This window comes from Streptomyces sp. NPDC002790 (assembly GCF_040295505.1).
Classification (GTDB): Bacteria; Actinomycetota; Actinomycetes; order Streptomycetales; family Streptomycetaceae; genus Streptomyces.
Map to the genome: position 1 here is coordinate 21478 of NZ_JBEOVM010000015.1, position 21384 is coordinate 42861.

Annotated in this window: 13 protein-coding genes and 1 pseudogene; 6 read left to right on the forward strand and 8 right to left on the reverse strand. The window is 67.1% G+C overall.

Annotated features, from left to right (window positions below):
* Position 1: 1 nt before the first annotated feature.
* The 8 genes and pseudogenes from ABT004_RS10610 to ABT004_RS10645 all read right to left on the reverse strand — a co-directional run bounded on the left by ABT004_RS10610 (position 2) and on the right by ABT004_RS10645 (position 10242).
* On the reverse strand, positions 2-1198 hold the full coding sequence (locus ABT004_RS10610) for a DegT/DnrJ/EryC1/StrS family aminotransferase (protein WP_351333892.1): 1197 nt from the start codon (positions 1196-1198) through the stop codon (positions 2-4).
* Positions 1195-2355 (reverse strand): glycosyltransferase family 4 protein, encoded by a 1161-nt coding sequence (locus ABT004_RS10615; RefSeq protein ID WP_351333895.1) that lies wholly within the window; start codon positions 2353-2355, stop codon positions 1195-1197. Before ABT004_RS10615 ends, ABT004_RS10610 begins: the two co-directional genes overlap by 4 nt.
* A complete protein-coding gene (locus ABT004_RS10620; protein WP_351333897.1) occupies positions 2352-3332 on the reverse strand; it encodes an NAD-dependent epimerase/dehydratase family protein in 981 nt (326 codons plus the stop codon). The genes ABT004_RS10615 and ABT004_RS10620 overlap by 4 nt, the downstream gene beginning before the upstream one ends.
* Entirely contained in the window at positions 3325-4656 is a 1332-nt protein-coding gene (locus tag ABT004_RS10625) for a nucleotide sugar dehydrogenase (protein ID WP_351333900.1), read from the reverse strand. The genes ABT004_RS10620 and ABT004_RS10625 overlap by 8 nt, the downstream gene beginning before the upstream one ends.
* Positions 4656-6221 carry a class I adenylate-forming enzyme family protein gene (locus tag ABT004_RS10630; RefSeq protein ID WP_351333903.1) on the reverse strand — a complete coding sequence of 522 codons (1566 nt, stop codon included), beginning with the start codon at positions 6219-6221 and terminating at the stop codon, positions 4656-4658. Before ABT004_RS10630 ends, ABT004_RS10625 begins: the two co-directional genes overlap by 1 nt.
* Before the next feature lie 14 nt (positions 6222-6235).
* Positions 6236-7105 carry a sugar phosphate nucleotidyltransferase gene (locus ABT004_RS10635; protein WP_351333906.1) on the reverse strand — a complete coding sequence of 290 codons (870 nt, stop codon included), beginning with the start codon at positions 7103-7105 and terminating at the stop codon, positions 6236-6238.
* Between the two features lie 1407 nt (positions 7106-8512).
* Positions 8513-8698: pseudogene (locus ABT004_RS10640) on the reverse strand (CorA family divalent cation transporter); the annotation flags it as partial.
* 350 nt (positions 8699-9048) lie between these two features.
* A complete protein-coding gene (locus ABT004_RS10645; protein ID WP_351333909.1) occupies positions 9049-10242 on the reverse strand; it encodes a hypothetical protein in 1194 nt (397 codons plus the stop codon).
* Between the two features lie 12 nt (positions 10243-10254).
* On the opposite strand from ABT004_RS10645, the gene ABT004_RS10650 reads away from it, so the two are divergent.
* The 6 genes from ABT004_RS10650 (at position 10255) to ABT004_RS10675 (ending at position 21109) form a co-directional block, all read left to right on the forward strand.
* Complete coding sequence (locus ABT004_RS10650) at positions 10255-10407, forward strand: hypothetical protein (RefSeq protein WP_351333912.1); 153 nt, start codon at positions 10255-10257, stop codon at positions 10405-10407.
* Between the two features lie 407 nt (positions 10408-10814).
* Positions 10815-14867 carry a PDDEXK-like endonuclease domain-containing protein gene (locus ABT004_RS10655; protein ID WP_351333914.1) on the forward strand — a complete coding sequence of 1351 codons (4053 nt, stop codon included), beginning with the start codon at positions 10815-10817 and terminating at the stop codon, positions 14865-14867.
* Positions 14867-15709 (forward strand): hypothetical protein, encoded by an 843-nt coding sequence (locus tag ABT004_RS10660; protein WP_351333917.1) that lies wholly within the window; start codon positions 14867-14869, stop codon positions 15707-15709. The genes ABT004_RS10655 and ABT004_RS10660 overlap by 1 nt, the downstream gene beginning before the upstream one ends.
* 130 nt (positions 15710-15839) lie before the next feature.
* Positions 15840-16001: a hypothetical protein gene (locus ABT004_RS10665; RefSeq protein ID WP_351333919.1), complete on the forward strand. Its 162-nt coding sequence runs from the start codon at positions 15840-15842 to the stop codon at positions 15999-16001.
* A 225-nt stretch (positions 16002-16226) separates the two neighbouring features.
* Positions 16227-18317, forward strand: coding sequence for a nuclease-related domain-containing DEAD/DEAH box helicase (locus ABT004_RS10670; RefSeq protein WP_351333922.1), 2091 nt, complete (start codon positions 16227-16229; stop codon positions 18315-18317).
* Positions 18318-18376: 59 nt separating this feature from the next.
* Positions 18377-21109, forward strand: a complete 2733-nt coding sequence (locus ABT004_RS10675; RefSeq protein WP_351333925.1) for an ATP/GTP-binding protein — start codon at positions 18377-18379, stop codon at positions 21107-21109.
* Positions 21110-21384: the final 275 nt, after the last annotated feature.

Sequence of the window (21384 nt, forward strand, 5' to 3'; positions counted from 1 at the left end):
CTCAGCCCTCCGTGTCCGTCCGGGCCGGCGTCGCCACGGGCCGCGCCCGGTCCAGTGCCGCAGCCAGTGCGGCCACCACATGGTCCACGTCCGACTCGGTCAGTCGGGCGTGCAGCGGCAGCGAGAGCAGCCGGTCGGCCATCGCCTCACTGACCGGCAGCGGGCCCGCCGGGTAGTGGTCGCGGTAGTACGAGAACAGATGAGTGGGCCGGTAATGCACCGAGGTCTGCACCCCCGCCGCCGACAGCGCGGCGCGGACCTCCTCGCGCGGGACGCCAGGGGGCAGCAGGACGACCAGCAGGTGGTATGCGGAGTCTTCCTCGTGTCTCGCGAACGGAAGGGTCAGCCCTGGCACTTCGGTCAGCAGCCGGTGGTAGCGATGGGTCAGCGCAGCGCGTGTCGCACGGTCGGCAGGGAGCCGCGACAGCTGTACGCGGCCGATCGCCGAGGAGATCTCCGTGGGCCGGTAGTTGAGCCCGAGGCCCGGCACGTCGTAGTCCGCGCCGCCCGTCTGTACCCGGTCCCAGGTCGTGCGGGTGAGGCAATGCGAGCGCAGCGAACGTACGCGGCCGAGCAGCTCCGGGTCGCGGGCGACGACCATGCCGCCCTCCCCAGTGGTGAGGTTCTTGGTGGCGAAGAAGCTGAAGCAGCCGAAGTCTCCGAAGGTGCCCAGCGCTTGGTTACCGTGTCGCACCACGGGCGCGTGCGCGGCGTCCTCGATGACGGTGACACCGTGTCGAGCGGCCAGCCCGACGATCTCCCGTACGCGGGCCGGGTAGCCGGCGTTGTGCATGACCACCACAGCCCGCGTCCGTGGGCCGATCAGCCGCTCGACCTCCGAGGGTGAGACGGTGGGCTCGGTCTCGGAAAGCACATCGGCGAAGACCGGCACTCCGCCGTGCAGGGCGACCACCGCCGCCGATGCCACGAAGCTGAGCGACGGAACGATCACCTCGTCGCCGGGGCGCAGGCCCAGGGCCAGTACCGCGAGGTGCAGCGCGGCGGTGCCGCTGCTCACGGCAACCGCGGCGGATGCGCCCAGCGCCGCTGCGAACTCCTCCTCGAACGCCGAGGTCTCCGGGCCGGGCGACAGCCAGCCCGAGCGCAGCACCTTCTCGACGGCAGCGATCTCCTCGTCACCGATGGTGTTGTCGGCCAGGTTCACAGGCCGGGACGGCAGGGGGGCGGGGGATGTCATGGGGCCTCACTGGGTTGTTCGGTACCGAGGGCGTCGGCCGTCGTACCGGAGGGCGCCGCTGTGTGTGGGCGGGGGGAGGGGGCACGAGACGCCACTACGACCGCGGGCTCCGACACAACCATTCTGCAACCGCGTTCCACTGCGGCGGCCGCCTGATCCCAGCTCAACTCGGCGTCGACCCGGGCTTGCCCGGCGGCGCCGAGGGCAGCACGCAGCGCGTCGTCCTGGAGCAGTTTCAGCAAGGCCGACGCGACGCTGAGCGGGGTGTGGTCGACCAGCAGACCGTCCACGCCCTCACGGACCACCTCAAGGCATCCGGTGAACCTTCCGGACACCACCGGTCGGCCGCAGCTCCACGCCTCCACGAAGACGAGCGGGAAGACGTCTGCGCTGGTCGGCAGGCACAGCACGGCGCAGCCGGCCAGCGCGTCGTGCTTCTCGGCGTCTGACAGCAGCCCGAGCCGCCGGATCCGCGCGTCCGCACGGCGGTTGAAGGCGGCGTCGACGTCTTCGCCTTCGTCCGGGCCGGCGAAGGCGAAGACCGCCTCCGGTACCCGCTCCCAGACCGACGGTGCGGCATCGAGCAACAGCTCGTACCCCTTGGCCGGTACATGTCGGCCGACGAACAGCACCAGTGGTCCGCCGATGTCGTGCCGTGCGCGGAAGGCGTCTCCGTCGCCGGGCCCGGCCAGATCGGGGGCCTGCGGGATGTGGCCGATCCGGTCGGTGGGAATGCCGATGGAGCACAGCGTGGTGGCTTCGGTCTCGGTGAGGACGAACAGGGCCGTCGCCTCCGCGCTGACGCGGCGGCCCAGCGCGGGGTCCGGCCAGGTCTCCGGTGCGGAGGCCGGGGTGAGCACCAGCGTCGCGCCGCTGCGCGCCGCCAGCTCCCGCCCCAGTTCGGCATGGGCGGGCGACGCGAGGTCGTACACGTGCACGTAGTCGGGGTGGGACCACGCTGTACCGGACAGTTGGGCGACGGAGGTGAACACCGGCCAGTCGGCGTCGGCCAGATCCTCCGGGCAGCGGCTGTCGGTGAGCAGCGCAACGCGGTGACCGCGCGCCGCGAGCGCCGCCGTCGTGCGCCACGCCATCAGCGAGGCTCCTGTGACGCGGCTGTCCGGGTAACCACCGAAGACGGCCAGCACGGTGCTCATCGAACGGCCGGACGGTCGGGCCGGTTCGCGCCGTACCAGTCGAGCATCGCGCGCAGGCCGGTGTCGAGCGGCGTGTACTCCAACGAGGGCAGCACGGACCGCAAGGTCGTCAGGTCGGGCAGCCGACGCTCGGGGGAGCCGGGCGGCGCCGCCTGCGCGGCCAGCGCGGGAGCCACTCCAGCCAGCCGGAACAGCCGTCGGGCGAGATTCTCTATCCGGATCTCCTCGGTGTCGTTGCCGATGTTGGCGAGCACCGGCGCGTCCGTCGGCAGCGCCATCAGCCCGACCGAGGCCCGCACCGCGTCGTCCACGTAGCAGAACGCTCGGGACTGCTCGGCCCCGTACAGCGGGAAGGGATCCACTCCGTCGGCGATGCGGCCGATCAATTGCGGAATGACGTGCGAGTGGCCCATCCGCGGCCCGTACACGTTGTAGTAGCGCGCGATGCGCACCTTGTAGCTGTCCTGACGCAGCCAGAGCATCGACTCCGAAGCCACTTTGCTCAGTGCGTACGACGAGCGGGGGCGGCGCGGCTCGACCAGTGCGAACGGCGCGTTCTCCGGTGTCGGGAACGGCGCGACGCCGAGCTGCGCGGCGCCGTCGCCCACCTCGCTGGTGGAGCTGAGGAAGACCGCGCCGGGCGGGTTGCGGTCGCACCAGTCCAGCAGGTTGACGGTGGTGAGCAGGTTGGTGCGCAGCACATGCGCCGGCGCCGACTGGGTGCGCTGAACCCCGACGACTGCCGCCAAGTGGTACACCGCGTCGAACGACCCGTCCAGCAGCCCGTCCGGGACCGGTCGGGTCAGGTCGTGCCGCACCAGGCGGAAGTCCTTGGCCAGTGCGGCGAATTCGGGGTCCTCCTTACCGCGGGAGAAGTCGTCCAGCGCGGTGATCTCGCAGCCCTGATCGAGCAGCCTGCGAATGAGGTGCAGGCCGATGAAGCCGGCGCCTCCGGTGATGAGTACGCGGTCAGCCACGGCCCAGCCTCAGATAGGTCAGTTCGTTCCGCGCGGACGGCGCGGCGAGTTCCGGTTCGGTGATGCCCCACATGTCGAAGACGACGGGCTGCTTCGCCGCATAGGTCAGCAGCCGGTCCGCGGTCAGCTCCTGGTAGCCGGGGTGGTCGACGAGGACGATCACGGCGTCGGCGTCGGCCAGGCCGTCGTCCAGCCCGGTCGGTACGAAGCCGAGTGAGGATATGCGCTCAGGGGTGACGACGAAGTCGTGCGCCACCAGCGAGCGGACCCGGCTGCCGAGGGAGGCGGCGACGTCCACGGCGGCCGAGCCGCGTACGTCGTCCGTCTCAGGACGGCCCTTGTAGGCAACGCCGCAGACCAGTACCTTCGCGTCCGCCAGCGGGGTACCGCGCTCCTCCAGCGCGGCGACGACCCGGGCGACAGCGCGGTGCGGCACGCTCTCGTTGACCTGGCGGGCAGCAGCGACCATCGGCGCGGGCCAGCCGGCCGACCGCCCCGCGTCCAGCAGCAGGTACGGGTCCTTGACCAGGCAACTGCCGCCGACGAAGCCGGGGCGGGAGAGGTCGGGGCGCGGGTAGCGGAGGTTCGCGGCGGCGATCACTTCGTTGGCATCGAGCCCCACGCCCTCCGCTAGTGCCGCGATCTCGTTGCCGAAGCCGTAGATCAAGTCGGTGTGCGCGTTGCATATCAGCTTGACCAGTTCTGAGGCCTCGATCGAGGACACCGTCACCTGGTCCGGACAGACCGCGGAGAGCAGCTCGGCGGCGCGCTGTACTGAGCGCTCGTCGATGCCACCGATGATCTGCGGCAGTGAACGGATCTCGTGCAGCGCGACGCCTTGGATGGTGCGCTCCGGGCAGGAGGCCAGCAGCGGCTGCGCGACGCTGCGGGCCAGCAACGGCAGAACGGTCTGTCGGCAGGTGCCGACCGAGACCGTGCTGCGTACGACCACGAGGGTGTCCGGTGACAGGTGTTCCGCGACGTGCGCGGCGGCCGACTCCAGATGGCGCAGGTCGGGGCGGTGGGTTTTGGGGTCGACGGCGGTACCGACACAGAGGATGACGGCCTGGAGCGGCTCGTCGGGCAGCTGGTCGGCCACGCTGAACAGGTCGGCGGGCGTCGTCGCGAGCGCTTCTGTCACCCCCGGCTCGTGGAACAGCGGCGTGCCGCCCACGATCGCCTGCCGCACGTCCGGGCTGGTGTCGACGCCGATCACACGATGCCCCTCGCCGGCCAGTGAAAGGGCGAGCGGCAGGCCGATGTAGCCGAGTCCGATGACAGCGAGCGGGCGGGGAGACGGTACGGCGGCCGTCAGGTCATTCATCAGAGTGTTGCCTCGTCAGTCTGGTGACCGGGGGACCGGTCGGTGGCGGGAGATGAGGAGAGTGCGGCGAGCAGCGCGGTGCGGTCGATCTTTCCCATGGAAGTACGGGGGAGAGCGGGCAGCACGTGCACGTGGTGCGGCGTTTCGTAGCCGGCGAGCCGGTCGCGGCAGAACGCGACGACGTCACCGGACTGCGGTCCTGCCCGGCCCGGAGCCGGTACCACCACGGCGTGCACAGCCTGCTCGTGCAGGGTGTCGAGGCCCAGCACGTGGGCGTCGGCCACGCCGGGGAACTCCCGGACGATCCGTTCGACCCGGCGCGGGTTGACCTTGCGGCCACCGACGTTGATGAAGGTGTTCTTGCGGCCGACCAGGGATACGTTCCCGGCGGCGGAGACCGTCACCAGGTCGCCCGTGTCGTAGTAGCCAGAGGGGACGCCGCCGGCAAGGTCTTGGCTGTCCGGGCCTTGTGGGGGCCCGGGCGCTGTTTGTGCCCCGTCGGTACCGGCGTAACCAGTGAACATGGTCGAGGTACGTACCGCCAGCCGTCCGGTGCGCGCCCCGTTGGAGCCTGGCTCCGCATCCAGTAGACGCCACTCGACGCCGGGTGCGAAGCGCCCGACGGAGTCAGCCGCCTCCGCACCAGTCCCGCAGGCGATCAGACCGGTTTCCGTGCTGCCATACACCTGGCGCACAGGCTGACGGCTGAGCCGCTGCACGGCTCTTGCCGTCTCGGCCGCCAGCGGCCCACCGGATGAGAGCAACACGCGCAGTTCGCCGTCGTCGAGCGCCTGAGGCAGGGATTTCTCGACCAGTTGGTAGAGCAACGGCGTACCGAGCAGCACGGTCGCGCCGCGCAGCAGACCTGAACGGACCGCGCTGAGGGAGAACTTGGGGATGCTGAGCAGCTCGGTCCCCGAGACGAGCGCCGCGAACAGACCACCCACCAGGCCGAAGGAGTGGGCGATCGGCAGGGGCAGCAGCACCATGTCGTCCGCGTGGTAGCCGTGCACCTGGCGATACAACTCCGCGCCTCGCAGCACCGAGCCGAGCGGATGCCGCGCGATCCGGGGTTCGCCGGTCGAGCCGGAGGTCAGCTGGAGCACGCTCGGTGCTCCGTCGTCCACGGCGGCTTCCGTGCACGCGGGGGCGACCCCGCCACCGGTGCTGGCGCCATCGGCCCCGCGGAGCAGTTCCCGGTAGTCGAACACCGGCGTACCGGAGGGGAGCGCTCGCGCGGTGGGCAGTACGGCTGCGGTCGCGGCCGTACGCCAGATCGCTGACGAGGCGTCCGTCAGATGCGAGCTGTGCTCCTCGACGCAGATCACGTCGATGCGGGCAGTCAGCAGGCCGAGCAGTACAGCCACGCTGTCGGCGCTGCCGTCGAGTTCCACCACTGCGGGTCCGGGACAGACCTTCAGCGTCTCCGCCGCGCGGGCCGCGGCGGAGAGTGTGGACCTGTACAGCTCGGCCCGCGAGACGGACCGCCACCCGGAGGCGGTGAACTCGCTCAGCGCAGGCCGATCGGGCGCTCGATCGCTGTGGTGGCGCAGGAACTCCAGCATGGTTCGCCCCCTTCTCAGCTGTCGAGGCCGGGCAGCTTCGACGGCACGCCGCCGGACCGCCCGGCGGTGGCCAGTGCCGTGTGCCGGTCGATGGAGACCGGCCAGCTGGCGCCGGGCAGTCGGTAGCGTTCGGGGGAGCGGCTCACCGCGTCCTTAGCGGCATGCAGGCTTGTCGGGGTTCCGATGTCATGCCACGGCTCCGCCATGTGGAAGGACCGCACCTGGTGACCCCGGCCGAGAAGTTCGGCCACGAGCTGCGGCATGTCCATCCGCTCGCCCGGCGGGATGCACTCCCGGGCCCGGGGGTCGATGACCTGGATTCCTGCGGAGACATCCAGACTGATCCGTGGCTTTTCCCGGATTCCGTGGACCAGCCCGTCCACGCTGTCTATGACACCGAAGTCCACCGGTACCTGGTGCCGGTGGGTCGCGACAGTCATGTACGCACCGCTCCTCAGGTGGTCGGCGGTCAGTGCGCCGAGGTCCACGGCGGTCAGGATGTCGCAGTTCATCACCAGCGCCGGGGTGTCCCAGTCCTTGACGAGCAACAGTGGTGCGGCGGTGCCCAGCGGCTCACGGTCCCAGCAGTAGTCGATCTCCAGACGGAAGTGGGAGCCGTCTCCCATCCGTTCCGTGATCATCTCCCCAAGGTGTGAGACACATAGCGTCAGCCGAGTGAACCCCGACACCTGAAGCTGATGCGCAATGATCTCCAGGATCGAGTGTTCCGAAATCTGAATCAGGGACTTGGGCAGGTCGTCGGTGTACGGCGCCAGCCGGGTTCCCTTTCCTCCCGCCAGAATGATCGCGTGCACTGCCACCTCTCCCGGACCTGCGGATGCGCTGTGGCTGTAGCTTTCCGGACGCGTCACGTCCTCGACCAACCCCGGACGGGCGGCCGAGGAACCTGGGCACGTGGGTATGCCTGCCTGGCCCCCCATGAGCCAGGCAGGGATCCCGATTCGTGGTCTTCCCAGAGGCCGGCGGCCGGCTGGAGACGTCAACGTGATCACGTGTCGAGGCGGTCGGGCGGGGTGATCTACGCAGGGGCATGCGGATGTTCGTCGGCTCGGAACTGGCCGAGAAGGCCGAAGCCGACCAGATCGCCCTGGACGCCGGCGACACGGTGTTCCCCGCCCGGCCGTCACCGACAAGCCACTTCGTCAGCGGATCCGGCGTGAGGCAGGCCAACCCGTACGCCCTCGTAGCGCTCTCACGCGCGGCCTTGTCTGCGGTCGTCTGCGCTATCGAGGCACTCCCGGCACCGCGCCTTACTGGGGCGGGCATCTGCTGCCACCCGCGGCTGTCCCAGTGCGTGGAGAGCAGCTCGGCCTGTGCCTGTGCGGCGCAGGGTATGTGTGCGATGGCAAAGGCCCCGGACGCGGTAGCAACTGAGTGAGGGGGGTGAAGCCCACCGTCTTACGGGTGTTGTCACCTCCTCCTGTGCTCCTGCAGACCCTGTCGGCACGACACTGCTCTTGTTGAAAGGAGTCTCGCCGGGCCGCGCGCGCTCATCGACGGGTGTTCCCCGGCACCGTGATCTGGTGCTCGCCCCAGCTCGTCCGTGTAGTTCACCGTTGTGCCCGCTTCGAGGCCCTCCGCCCGGGCGCGGGTTCCTACGCTTCCGGTTCCGATGACCCATCACGTTCAGTGTGTCGCGATCCTTGAGCCTGCTGAGAAGGGCCGCTGACCTGCTGTTGATGGATTCCTGAAATCGGGTCTGGTCGATATTTCGAGTTGGTCAGAATTACAACAGTGCTCGGGCGTACAGGAGTTGGAACGAGTTGCGGCCGTACATCTGCCGCCTGATCGCCTTACGATGAGGCTCTCTGATCGAAGTGCTGCAGCGTCATTGTGTGGCCTCCCCGCGGCCGAGTGGTGGCAGTCGCGTCGGGACCTGTGTGCGCGTGTCTTGGTCTCAACGACTCGAGTACCTCCGGTCCAGACGCCGCGATTCTGTCGGTTCCGTACGACGTGAATGAAGCGTCGGTGGCGTCACTTTCCGTGATCGACTTAAGGGGTATGTGGGGCATGCCTGATCGGGTATGGAGTACGCAAGGAAACGGGGTGAGGTGCTTAGGGCATGGCGTGGGCGCTGATCGATTCTCCCCGGATCCTCCCCAAGGAGGCCGGAGGAGGCAAAAGAACTGGTCAGATCCTTGTTTTAGGCGAGGTAGACGAGATCGCTGGCATCACTTCTCCCCATGGGCTCCGCAGAGTCCCAAATGGGTGGTTTGTGATGAGGGTGCAGAAGCAAACCGTGGCGCGGTGTGAGTAGGGTCGGTACACCTCTAGAGCCAGCCTCGCCGCTTGAAAATCGCGTACAAACCAGTGCAGACAACTCCCATCAAGCCGATCGCGAAGGGGTATCCGAGGCTCCAGCTCAACTCAGGCATCTGCTCGAAGTTCATGCCGTAGATGGTGCCGACCAGCGTCGGGGCGAAGAGGATCGCGGCCCACGAGGAGATCTTCTTGAAGTCGTCGTCCATGCCTGGCTGACCTGCAGCGATTGGCTCAACCCCTGCTTTGACCTGGGGCGATGAATATTTCACGCTCCTTCGCCGTGCTGCCCGTTTGCGCGGTCGATTCTCCCCAGGCGCTCCCCAGCAGGGCTTCGTTCTCCCCAGATTCTCCCCAGCAGGCTTGGTGGTGGGGGCGGTCGGAAGGGGTCGAAGGTCGGTTGCTTGGTCCCTCGCAGCACTGACCGGGCCATGATGTTCGTGCTCGGTCAGGCCCGCAGTGCCACATCACATGTGACGGCGCCTGAGGCCCCTGCTGGGCAGGTGCTGATAGGGGCCTTGGCGGTCGTAGGTGGCGGGGTCGCGCCCTACCTGCGCTGCTGCCGAAGCGGCAAGATTCTCAGTGCGATGGCCGTGCCGTCGGGTTGCAAGGAAAGAGGACCAGTGTGCTCGTCGGCTGTGTTGGCGCCTTCCTGACTTCGCTCGTATGCCGTGCGCCGGTATTCCTCTACTCGCCCCTCTTTGAGCGGCTTGTACAACTCGCTCGCTATCCCAGAGAAGGCTTCGACGCGCACAGATCCGAGCCGGAAGACGTGGTCTGTGCCGACGAACTTCGTGTCGCCTACGTAGAGCTCGGCGTCGTCGACGCTCGACGTAGCAGCGAACACGGGTACCTGGTAGTACTTCTGGCCTTGACGCGCTGTGAGGTAGCGGGCTGTTCTCGGGCCTCCTCCAGCGAAGGCCGTCAGGCCGGCTGCCCCGGTTCGCGCGAGGAGTTGCCCGAACCACGCGATGTTGTCGGGGCCCACCTGAAATCCGTCAACTCTATGTGCACGTCGCCCTCCACGGGCCGGTATCTGGATGGCATTGGGGTAGGGAATCCCTGGTTCATCCTTGATTTCGTCGTCTGCATGCCCGGAGGTTCCTGGTGTACGGAGAGGGAGTTGAGCGTCACCCGGTGACTCGATGACGTTGACGACAATGCCACCCTGCCCCATGAGTTCAGTCGAGATCATGAGGCAAGCGGTGCTATTCCAGTCTCCAACCTGCATTCCTTCGGTCAGTTCGGCACCTTTGATCAACTGTTGGATTGTGGTGCTGCGTGTCCTGCCGCTCCGTTTAGTTGGCCTTTGATGGTTGCCACGGCAGGCCACGAACGTGATCTTAGAGGGCTCGCCGGGCTTCCACGCCTCCAGGATGTAATCAGGCCGAGGGCGAGCGGACTTGCTGCGTTGTGAGACGCTTGGGGCCCATCCGGCACGCAGCACAATCCCGGTGTCCACCACCGAGATGATGTGGTCCGGATAACGCTGCTGCACAATGTGTTCGGCCGCAGCGAGGCCGAACCCGACAGCCAACTCGCGCGCTTGCATGCCCTTGTACCAGCTCTCGGGTGTTTTGCCGCTTTCGGTGAGCTCCATGGAGCGGGCCCGATTGGCACCTAGGGCTTCGCAGAATTTCAGGCTCAGCCAGTGTTCTGCAAGGCCGTGACCCGTCCCCTGACTTGACAGCATGTAACCGCGTGCCAGGGCGTGCAGCACTTTCCAAGGCGTCAGTTCCATGGTGGTTACTGAATGCGCGCCGGCGACGGGGTGGAGCGCGGGCTTCCGACGGAGCGGGCTCTGGCCCTCTTCGCGCCGCCTCTTGTCGACCAGTGCCGCCGCCGACTCGACTTGGCCGACGAGCTCCTCGGTGGAGTGGAGATGAACGCTCGCCGGACGACGTAGTGCGTTGATTGTCTGTCGCGCGGTCCTTGCCATCTGTCCCCCATCATGTCGCCCTGCGCTGGACGGAGTGGAACGTAGCTGCGGGGAGCCGGGTGCACGCAAGTACGCATGGCGTTCGAGATAGTGATCTGGCTGAAACTGAACGTATTTTCCGTGTTGTCTGTGGGGCGAGACGAGCGGCTGGCTCTACTCCGTAGCTATTGCGTTTAGCGGGCACTGACATCGACCTTGCCGCAGGTGCGCTGCATCTGCGCCGTACGTGCTTCCCGCGCGCCCCCTGCGTGACCAGATTCCGCCTGTGGTATTTCGTCGCTGCCCCATATCTTGGTCTGTTCGTCTCGGACCAAGGGCGGACCGCGGCCCGTAACAGGTCGGAGCCAGCAAGCCAGTTCACCCAAGGGGGAGACGTGGATGAGCACGTGGGACCTGCACGCCGCCGGGCGGTAGAGGTCTGTGCGCAGCAATGGTCCGATGCGCTGATCGACTTCGGCCCTTACAACACTCTGCTGCACTTCAAAGACACGAAGCGGGCGACACTCGACGTCACCCATGCGGTGCCCCAGGCGCTGACCTCGCTGCTGAACGGCCGTGCAACCCGCCTGTCCAGCCTCTTCCCGGACTCGGGCGATCACAAAACGGCGTGGGGGCGAGCACGGGGTCTCCGCCGCAAGATGGTCGAACTGGCGGAGGAGCAAGGCATTGACGCCGGGCGCCTGGCACTCGGCATCGTGTGTGTCGAACCCCCGGCAACGCAAGGCAGCCGACCGGTCGCAGCACTGCGTGCTCCCCTTCTGCTGCAGCCGATCACCATTGAACCGCGCACCGTGACAGAGAATGACTTCGTCCTCGCAGGGGTGGGCGAGGCCGAGATCAATCCGGTTCTCCTCTACGCGTTGGGCCGTCAGTACGGGCTGGACGGTGATCTCGAGGCTCTCACCAACAAGATCACGAACGCGATCGACGAGTGCGCGGATCTTGATGACCGTGCGCGTTGCGCCTACGAGGTATTGCAGACTGCCTGTACACGGAGCAGTCTCCACGTGGAATTGGAAGAGCGCGCGGTGGCCGGGGTTTTCAGCTTCGACCGCCTTCCCATGGTCAACGACCTCGCCCAGTCGGTCGACTTGTTGGCGAGCCATCCGGTTGTCGCGGCCTTGGCAAACGACAAGGAAGCCGAGCGTGCTCTACGCGCAGATGCTGTTCCCCGCGAACCTTCCAGCGCGGACTCCGTCGCACCGGGGTCGGAATACCTGGTCCGGGACGCTGACGGCTCTCAGCAGAAGGCCATCACCGCCGCGCTGGCCGGCGCTCATCTGGTCATTGAGGGGCCACCCGGCACGGGCAAGAGCCAGACCATCGCCAACCTGATCGCTGCCTTCGCGGCGTTGGGTAAGAAGACGCTCTTCGTTGCCGAGAAGCGCGCCGCGATCGAAGCGGTGACCGACAACCTTGCCGAAGTCGACCTCGACGGACTTGTCTTCGACCTGCACGGCAACAAACTCAGCCGCCGCCAGACCGCGCAGCAGCTATATGAGGCCCTGGAACGAGCTGGACAGGAGCCCCCGCCTCGCCCTGATGGTCTCCACAGGAACCTTGATGGCCATCGACAGCAGGCTCTGCAGCACGTTCAGGAGTTTCACCAGCCGCTGGCACCGTGGGAGATCAGTCCGTACCAACTGATCGCATGCCTCATGGCCAGCCCCGGCGACCAGCAGACCCGACTGCGGTTGCGTGGCAGCGACCTGCATCGTCTCCACGGTGACCAGCAGCTCCAGACCGAGAAGGACCTGCGCGCCTTCGTGGCCAAGAGTGGCCTCCTGGTCCGGTGTGGCTCATCTCCCTGGTCTCGCCTGACGGTCTGCTCCGACGGCGAACTGCATTCCGTCGTCACCAGTCTCGACCAGCTCACCGGGCGCGCTCTGACGGATGCCCGACGCACCGTCGAAAAGCTGGTGGACACTGCGGGGCTGCGACGGGCCGACGATGTCCAAGGATGGCAGTCCCTCCTGACATTGCTGAACGACGTCACCAGTACCCTCAGTCGCTTCGAGGCGGCCGTCTTCGACTCCGATCTGAATGACATGGTCGCCGCGACCGCCGACCGTGCATGGCGCAAGGAGCACGGGGTCAAAGTCGGTTGGTGGCAACGCCGAAAACTGACAGCACGAGCGCGAGGGCTGGCCAAGGAGGGCTGTCGTGCCCGCCAATTGCTGCACACGGCACTCATCGACGCTGCGGAGCAGAAAGCCCGGTGGCGGGAACAGGCCGCCGCCGATGGCGGTAGTCCATGGGCCGTTCCCGGACTATCGTCGGCGGCCGCGTCCTTCACGGAGGTGCGCAATCAGCTCGCCGCGATAGCACTGAGCGTGTGCTGGGACGGTTGGGAGAACACCTCAACCGGTGAAGTGGACCGGTACATCCAGCGGCTTGACCAAGACCGCGAGACGCTGTTGCGGATGCCCGAGCTCAACCAGCTCACCAAACGACTGGAGTCGGCCGGGCTCGGCCACCTCCTGGATGAGCTCGCCGAAGCCGGCGCCGACCCCGACGGCGCTGTGGGAACGCTGAACCACCTCTGGTGGGCCTCTGTTTTCGACGAGGCCCTCATGCAACGCCCCTATCTCCGCTCCTTCATCGGAACCGAGCACAACCACACGATCGAGCAGTTCCAACGTCTCGACCGCGCCCATCGCGACCTCAACCCGGCTCGCGTCCGATACGAAGTCGCCACCCGGCTGAGAAAGGCACGCGACGCCCATTCCGACCAAAACACCCTCGTGCGCACCCAGGCACACCGCAAATCCCGGCACCTGGCCCTGCGCAGACTCGTCGAGATGGCGCCGGACGTCCTCATGGCCGCCAAACCGTGCTGGGCCATGTCCCCACTCGTCGTCAGCCGCGTCCTTCCCGCCACCCGTCTCTTCGACGTCGTCATCTTCGACGAAGCCAGCCAGGTCCTCCCACACGACGCCATCACATCCATCATGCGCGCCCAACAGGTCATCGTCGCCGGCGACCCACACCAGCTCCCCCCGACGACCTTCTTCCAGAGGCTTCTCAGCGGCTCAGACGAGAACACCGATGACGAAGAATCCAGCGACGCCGCACCAGATGCCTTCGAGTCCCTCCTCGACATGCTGTGCGCCCGTCTGCCCGTCCACACCCTCAAGTGGCACTACCGGAGCCGCGACGAACGCCTCATCGCCTTCGCGAACCGTGCCATCTACGACGACACACTCGTCACCTTTCCAGGCACCGTCCAGGCGAGCCCCATTCGCCTGGACATCGTCGACGCCCAGGTCCGCCCCGGCCAATCTGGCTCCTCGGACGAAGAAGTACAGCGCGTCGTCGACCTCGCCCTGGCGCATGCCACCCACACATCGGATCAGAGCCTCGGCGTCATCACTATGGGACAGCGTCACGCAGACAGGATTGATCTTGCTCTGAGGCAAGCCCTGCAGGACCACCCGGATGTGCAGGACTACTTCAGCCCGGAAGCAGGCCCACGCCGGCGCTTCTTCGTCAAAAGCCTCGAACAAGTCCAAGGCGATGAACGTGACGCCATCATTCTCAGCATCGGCTATGGGAAAGCCGCAAACGGGCGCCTGGCAATGAATTTCGGCCCGCTCAACAACGATGGGGGAGAACGGCGCCTCAATGTGGCCATCACCCGCGCCCGCCAGTCAATGACCGTCGTCTCTTCCTTCACTCATCACGACTTCGACCCGTCCAAGCTCCTGACCGCTCGGCATCGCGGCCCCGAAATGCTGCGTGGATTCCTGGAATACGCCTCCCACGGCGGAGACCTCCAGCGCGCCGGAAGCGCACGTACCGACTGGAACCTCAACGGCTTCGAGCAACAGATACTTGTGGCACTCGAATTGGCTCATGTCCCGGTAACACCACAATGGGGCGTGTCCGGCTACCGCATCGATTTCGCGCTCGGTCACCGCGACCGCCCCGGACAGATGATCCTCGCCGTCGAAACGGACGGTGATCGCTATCACCGCGCTCCCAGTGCCCGCGACCGCGATCGACTGCGGCAAGAGCACCTGGAAAGACTCGGATGGCGCTTCCATCGCATCTGGGCGTCCAGTTGGTTCGCCAATCCGCATGCTGAAATCGAAAGGCTCCTCGACGCCTGGCATGACGCCATGGAACGGGCCGACCGCACCCCTACTACTCCCGATCCCGTCCACCGCGCGCCGGATCCGCCCGCAGCGAGTGGCCGAGGCACCCGTCCCGTCTTGCCACAAGGAGGACGCACCGGCGACTACAGCGACACGGATCTGCTCGCCCTGGCCAACTGGCTTCTGAGCGACGGATTTCAACTCGATCGCGATACCCGCATAGGCCAGGCACTCACCGAGCTCGGGTTCAAACGTCGCGGTCGCGTGATCGTCGAGCGCCTCACCTGCGCCTTTGAACAGGCCCGGCACCCGGCAGACAAGGAGCAGTGATGAAAACGCTCGACACTCTGACCCTCGAGCGCGTCGCTCGTCTCATCGTCGACATCGACGGCCCCTTCGAGCGCCGCGGCTACCAGCTCGAACAACTCCTGCAACGTGCAGCCTGGCCATCGCCCCCCGAGTACGACGGCTCACCCCGCATCGTGTGGCTAAAGGACATCATGGTCGGCACCACTGATCACGCTGCAGTCAGCCGGCTGCTGTGCCGCATCTGTGATCCGCTCGAATACGACGACGGATTGTCCTCCGCCGATCTCATCCGCCAAGAACTGAACAGTATTCTCGCGGCTGAAGGGCTGGCCGTCACCTACATTGCCCGACGCCCCGTTCTGGGAGAGGTCAGTACGGACGGCGACAGTACGGTGTTCTCAGCCCCCGAGGACCTGGAAGAGCGAATCCGCCCCCTCGTCAGCAGCGAGGAGTTCCTGCGCCAACTCATGGCGAGGGTCACTGAAACACAGATCTGCGAGCAGCACGGCGCATACGGTATGGCTCTCATCGGCATCGGGAGCTTCACTGAAGCTCTTCTCCTCGACGTGCTGACGTACAGAGATCCCAGCCTGCAACAGGGCATCCCCCAGGGGGAGAGGCGTGTTGCGCTTGAACGAGCCAGCTTCGCCCTGCTCCTAGACACAGCTCGCACGCGAGGCTGGATCCAGATGGACGCCCACGACTTCATGGCAATCGTCCGCGAGTACCGAAATTTCGTCCACCTCCGAAAACAACGCGAACGCGGCGTCATTCCGGACCGCGACACCGTCGGCATGTGTTGGGGGCCGGTCCTCGCGGTGCTCAACGATCTCGAGACCACCCGAGAGCCCACCGTCGCGTGATCGCCCCGACTCCAGGCATCGTCCCTCGCTCCTGTCGGTGGGGCGGCGGCAGATGGTCACCGGCCCTTTCTCGGGGCCGCAGCCTCTGCGCAGGCGGCGGGAGCTCGTCTCGAGCGGTGCCGTAGCTGCTTTGAGGGCTTCGGTCGCCGAGATCCTGACGTCCCTCGACGACGAGGTCACACCTGTCGACCGCAAGCAATACCAGGAGTACCACCGACTGCGGGACTTCGCCTGCGTCGGCAGCACGCAGCAGCGCGAGGTCGTGTTGTACCTGTCGGTGAATCCAAGCTAGGTCGACCTCGCTTGGATTCACGCGCGACGTGACCGGCATCGGACACCACGGCACGGGATCGCTGGAGGTACGGCTGGGCTCAGCGAAGGACCTGGAGCGCGCCGGGCCTCTGTTCTGGCTCGGCTGCGTAGCCGGGGGCGAGCCGCTCCTATTGCCGTTGTGCACCCTGCCGCTACGGTCGCGGACCGTCCTATGATCGCTACTCCGCGTACGAGGGGGCTGGGTATGGCGGCAGGCGGGTCGGCGTCGCGACGAGCGCAGGAGGCACGACGGCAGGAGCGGTTGCTGCGTGAGCAGTGGCAAGCCGCTCGTCGGCAGGCGCGTCAGTGGGAAGCGGGGAGCGAGGGCGAACGCCGGGTTGCCGCGCAGCTGTTGGTGCTCACGGAGCGCGGGTGGCGACTGCTCGTGGACCGCCGATGGCCAGGGACCCGCGCCGCCAATGTGGACATGTTGCTGGTGGGGCCCGGCGGTGTCTTCGTCATCGACGTCAAGAACTGGCGCTCTGCCCCAGAGGTCTCGGACGGCAAGCTCCGTACTGGAGGCGAGCCGCGTGACGAGCACGCAGGGAAGCTGCTCGCGGTCACGAAAGCCGCCGAGGGAGCGGTCGCATCGCTCGGCTTGTCCCCGGTAGCGGTCCAGCCGCTCATGGTGTTTGCAGGGCAACGAGTTGACGCTGGCCTCGGCCGGATCCGGCTCCTCGGAGAGCACGAAGTCGGGCCCGCATTGCTGTCGGAGAGCCGACGGCTGCGCACGGAGTCGGTCCGCGCAATTGCCGACCACTTGGAACGAGTCTTCCCCGATTACGAGGGATCGGCGGTGGTGCAGGGGGTTGCTCCGGCGCCGGAGCAACCACAACAGGCCGTGCCCGACGGACTGTTCGACCTGGAAGGTCTACGGGACGCGGCCCTGGAGGAGGCGTTGCGGGCCCCGATCGAGCAGTGGATGACCTTCCTCCACCCCGACCAGGTTGCGCTGGTGCGCCGCGACTGGTCAGGTCCGGCGCGCATCAGCGGCCCGGCGGGCACGGGAAAAACCGTGGTCGGTCTGCACCGCGCGGCCCACCTCGCCAGGCGTACCGGCGGCCGGATCCTGTACGTCACGTTCGCCAACAACCTGCCCCGAGTACAGGGAACCTTCCTCAGGACCATGTCCCCGGCGGTCGCGGATCGCGTGGAGTTCCGCAGCTTGCACTCCTGGGCACAGGAATTCCTGCAGGCGCGAGACGTCCCGGTGCGGCTGCACGGAGACAAGGCCGAGACGGCCTTCAGCCTTGCCTGGAAGCACGTCGGGCGCGACAGTTGCCTGGCCGAGATCGACCCGGCGCCGGTCTACTGGCGCGAGGAGATCGACCACGTCATCAAGGGCCGCGGCATCACCACCTTCGAGGAGTACGCGACCGTGCCTCGGCGCCGGCGCCGGGCGAGCCTGCGTCGCCCGCACCGCCAAGCCGTGTGGGCGCTGTACGAGGCGTACGAGTCGCTGCGCACCGAGCGCGGCGTGCACGACTTCAACGACGTACTCTCCCTCGCTCTGGCAGAAGCGGTCCGTCACACGGGTCAACCGTCCTATGCGGCCGTCGTCGTTGATGAGGTCCAGGACCTCACTCTCATCGGGGTACGCCTGTTGCACGCCCTGGTCGGTGATGCCCCCAACGGGCTGCTTTTGGTCGGTGACGGCCAGCAAGCCGTCTATCCGGGCGGGTTCCGTCTTGCAGACGCGGGCATCGACATTCGCGGCGATCGCGGACAGGTGCTGCGCACCAACTACCGCAACAGCAAACAGATCCTGGACGCGGCGCTCACGGTCGTGGCCGACGACGCCTTCGAAGACATAGACGGCCTGCGCACGCCGGGCCGCCGCGAGGTCGACCTCACCTACCACGACGGGCAGGTGGTCCGCGTCACGAGGCCGACGGCGGGCGCCCACGACCAGGCGCTCCTGGAGGCCCTGCGTGCTCTGCCCGATGCCGCGCGAGCCGACGTTGCGGTGCTGTGCCCCTCCATGCGGTCCATCGGCCATTACCAGCGACTGCTCACCCAGGCGAACCTCCCGGTATGCCTGCTGGAGCACTACGACGGTCGCCCCGTCGAAGCGGTCAAGCTCGGCAGCTACCGCAGGGCCAAGGGCCTGGAGTTCAAGCACGTGTACCTGCCCCAGCACGATGCAGCCCTGCCGAACGGGGCGTCAGCCGACGCCTCCAGCATTGCCGGCGCGGCCGAAACGGCCCGGGAGCGCGAGGAGCTGCTACGGAGTCAGCTCTTCGTGGCGATGACTCGGGCCCGTGACGTGCTGTGGTTGGGCAGTGTGGTGCGTTAGGGACAGTGATGTGTCGCGCGTGGCCACCTTCGGGGATGCTTCCCCAACAGGGTTGGGGTGTGCGCAAGTTGGCGATTGGGGGATCTCCATTGGGGGCCGGTGTGGCAGGTCGGGATCTGCGGGCGCTGTTCAGTACGAACGACCGCACGCTCGGGACTGCGGAGGCGTTCACGAACCGGCAGGCGCAGTGGGGGTTCGTGGTGGCTGCGCTGGCCGAGCACCTGCGGCACGTCAACAGCCCTGCCTTCGCTCCGGAGGACATGGAAGCCGCTCGCGACAACGTGGTGGTCTTCCACGGGATCGGTGGCATCGGAAAGTCCACGCTGTCGCGCAAGTTCGAGGCGTCCCTCGCAGACCCGGGGCAGCGCCCCGCTCAATGGGGTGCCCCCGTTTGGGGTGGAGCGCGGCTCCTGCCCATACGGATCGATCTCGCGCGCTCCGCGAATCCCGACTTCGAGAAGGTCGTGCTCAGCGTGCGCCTCACGCTGGCCGCGATCGGTCGGCCTCTGCCCGCCTTCGACTTGGCGTTACGTCGCTACTGGGAGCAGCAGCACCCGGGGGATCCGCTGGAGGACTTCCTCAATCGAGGCGGCCTGGCCGCCCGGTTCGGCAAGGCGCTGCCACAGCAGATGCAGTCCGCGCTCGCTGACGTCGCCCAGGCCCTGCTGCTGCCGGGCACGGTGGGCTCTGCGATCGGGCAGGTGACCGGGGCGCTCGTGGGAGCGCTGCGCGAGCGTCGGCAGACCGTGCGGGCGCTCGCCGGCTGCGTGCGCCTAGCCGATCTCCTGGAGGGTGAACCGGATCTGGACTCCCTGTCCTACTACCCGCATCTGCTCGCTTGGGAGCTTGCCCGGATACCCGCCGCGAAGAAGGTCACGCCGGTGATCTTGCTTGATGGTTTCGAGGAGATCGGGGACCGCACCCATCGGGACTTCGAACGCCTCCTGCAGCGCCTCGTGTGGCTGATGCCCAATGCCTTCTTCGTCATCACCGGCCGCTCCCGCCTGCAGTGGGCCGACGAAGCCCTTCAGGGGCAGCTCGATTTCACCGGCCCCGCCGCCTGGCCCGGCCTCGTTGCCCACGATATTCCCCAGGCGCGCACCGAGCCCTCTGCCCGTAGCCGTGAACGGCAGATGCTGATCGGTGACTTCTCCTTGAGGGACTGCGACGACTACCTTGCCCGCCGCCTCTCCGCGAATGGCCGCCCCCTCATCGGCGATGCCATCCGTAGGGTGATCGGGCAGCGCTCGCACGGCTTGCCGTTGTACCTGGACCTTTCCGTGATGAGGTTCCTGGAGCTCCGACGCAACGGGCACACTCCACAGCCGACCGACTTCGACCATGACTTCCCCGCGCTGATCGCCCGCACTCTCTCCGACCTCACCGCCCCCGAGCGCCATGTCCTGCGCTCCGCCAGCCTCTTCTCTTCCTTCGACGTGGCTCTGGCGACCCGGGCCGCTGGTCTGCCTCAAGAAGCGCCAGCCCTTCGGCTCGTCGAGCGTCCCTTCGTACGAGAGACGCCTTTCGGACTGTGGCCCTTCCACCTGCACGCCCTCATCCGCGCGACGATCCGGGGCGCCGACGACCAGACCGACGACCGCTGGTCTCCCGCCGACTGGCAGCAGGCCGCCGTCCGGGCCTTCGCAGCCCTCGGAGAGCAGTGGAGTAGCGGCTCGGACCGCGATCGCCTGCTCCTCGTGGGCTGCTTGCGCCAAGGACTGGCCATTGCCCGCGACTACCGCCTCGACCTCGGCTGGCTCATCGAGGCTGCCTGGACGTACATCGGCGACTCCGTATGGGAACCCCTCGACCTGGCCGCCAGCCCCGAAGAGGAGGGCGGCACGGCCACAGCCGCCGACGTGCTGGTGGAGTTGCTCAGTGCGCTCGCCCGCCGACAGCACGAGAACCGCGCCCGCACCGTGCAGCGCCTGGTCGCAGTCGCTGACACTGGGTTGCTGCCTGCGGAACTGCACGAGGTGGCCATCTACTACCGAGCCAAGGCACAGCGCGACCTCGGGCACACAGAGGGATCCCGCCAGGGGATGCAACTGGTCGTCGCAGGTGGTGGACGTCTCGCAGCGAACGCCCGCCGCGGGCTCGCCCATCTCTCCCGGCTTGCTGGTGACTTCCCAGCCACTCTTGAGGCCGCTGAACACTTGGGCTGGGCAGGTCGGCACCATCGCATCGTGGGCGACGTGCGATGGGTGCAGGGCGACATGGCCTCGGCTGCAGAGGCTTTCGGGGCCGCCCGCGCGGAGGGCGAGGCGCATGGCAAGAGCGGTGAGGCAGCCATGTCTCAGGCGATGCGGGCCTTCACCCTCGCGTTCACGACCGAACCCACCATCGATGATGAGATCGACCTCGGCGAACACCTCCTGGCCCAGGTCGACCTGCGCGCCGCGACACTGGACGTACGGATCGCGGCATTCCTGCGCGACGCCGGAACGGACACGGGAGTTGAAGACAGGGCCCAAGTGCTGAGCGCAGAGATCAGCACTTCGGGGCTGCTCTTCGTCCAGGCCAAGCTCGCGTTGGCACGCGCCTTCCACCACGCCATCCGAGACGACCAGGCGGGCGTCGCTTCCAGAATCAGCCGACTCCGTGAGTTGACCCGTGAGGGCTACTACGCCTATTACGTCGATATCGCCCACTTCATGGCCGACCTCCCCCTCGACGAACCCTCCAGCGCACGGTGGCTCGACGAGCAGCAGACAGTACGCCAACGCTGGCGCAGCATGATCGTCGACCGACGCGCTCTGCTCGCGTCACGGTCGTCCACCGGAACGCTGTAACCAGGCATTACGACTCGGTAGCCGTCGGACGCTTCAAGTGGACTGCGGGAAGCCGCAGTTGTCCTTCGCCAACCAATCAATGTGGTTGACACAGAACCCAGTCGTGCAGGGGGAACGGCGTGCGCCGCCTAATCAGGCGGCGGTTCCGCCCGGCGGCGCGGAGAGCGAGAGCACATCCTGAATCGCAGGCGACTCTCTCGGCCCGCAACTACCGTGTGATGGACCAACGACCGTCTGCAGAATCCGTCCAAGATTCATTGCCGCTCAGGGCATCT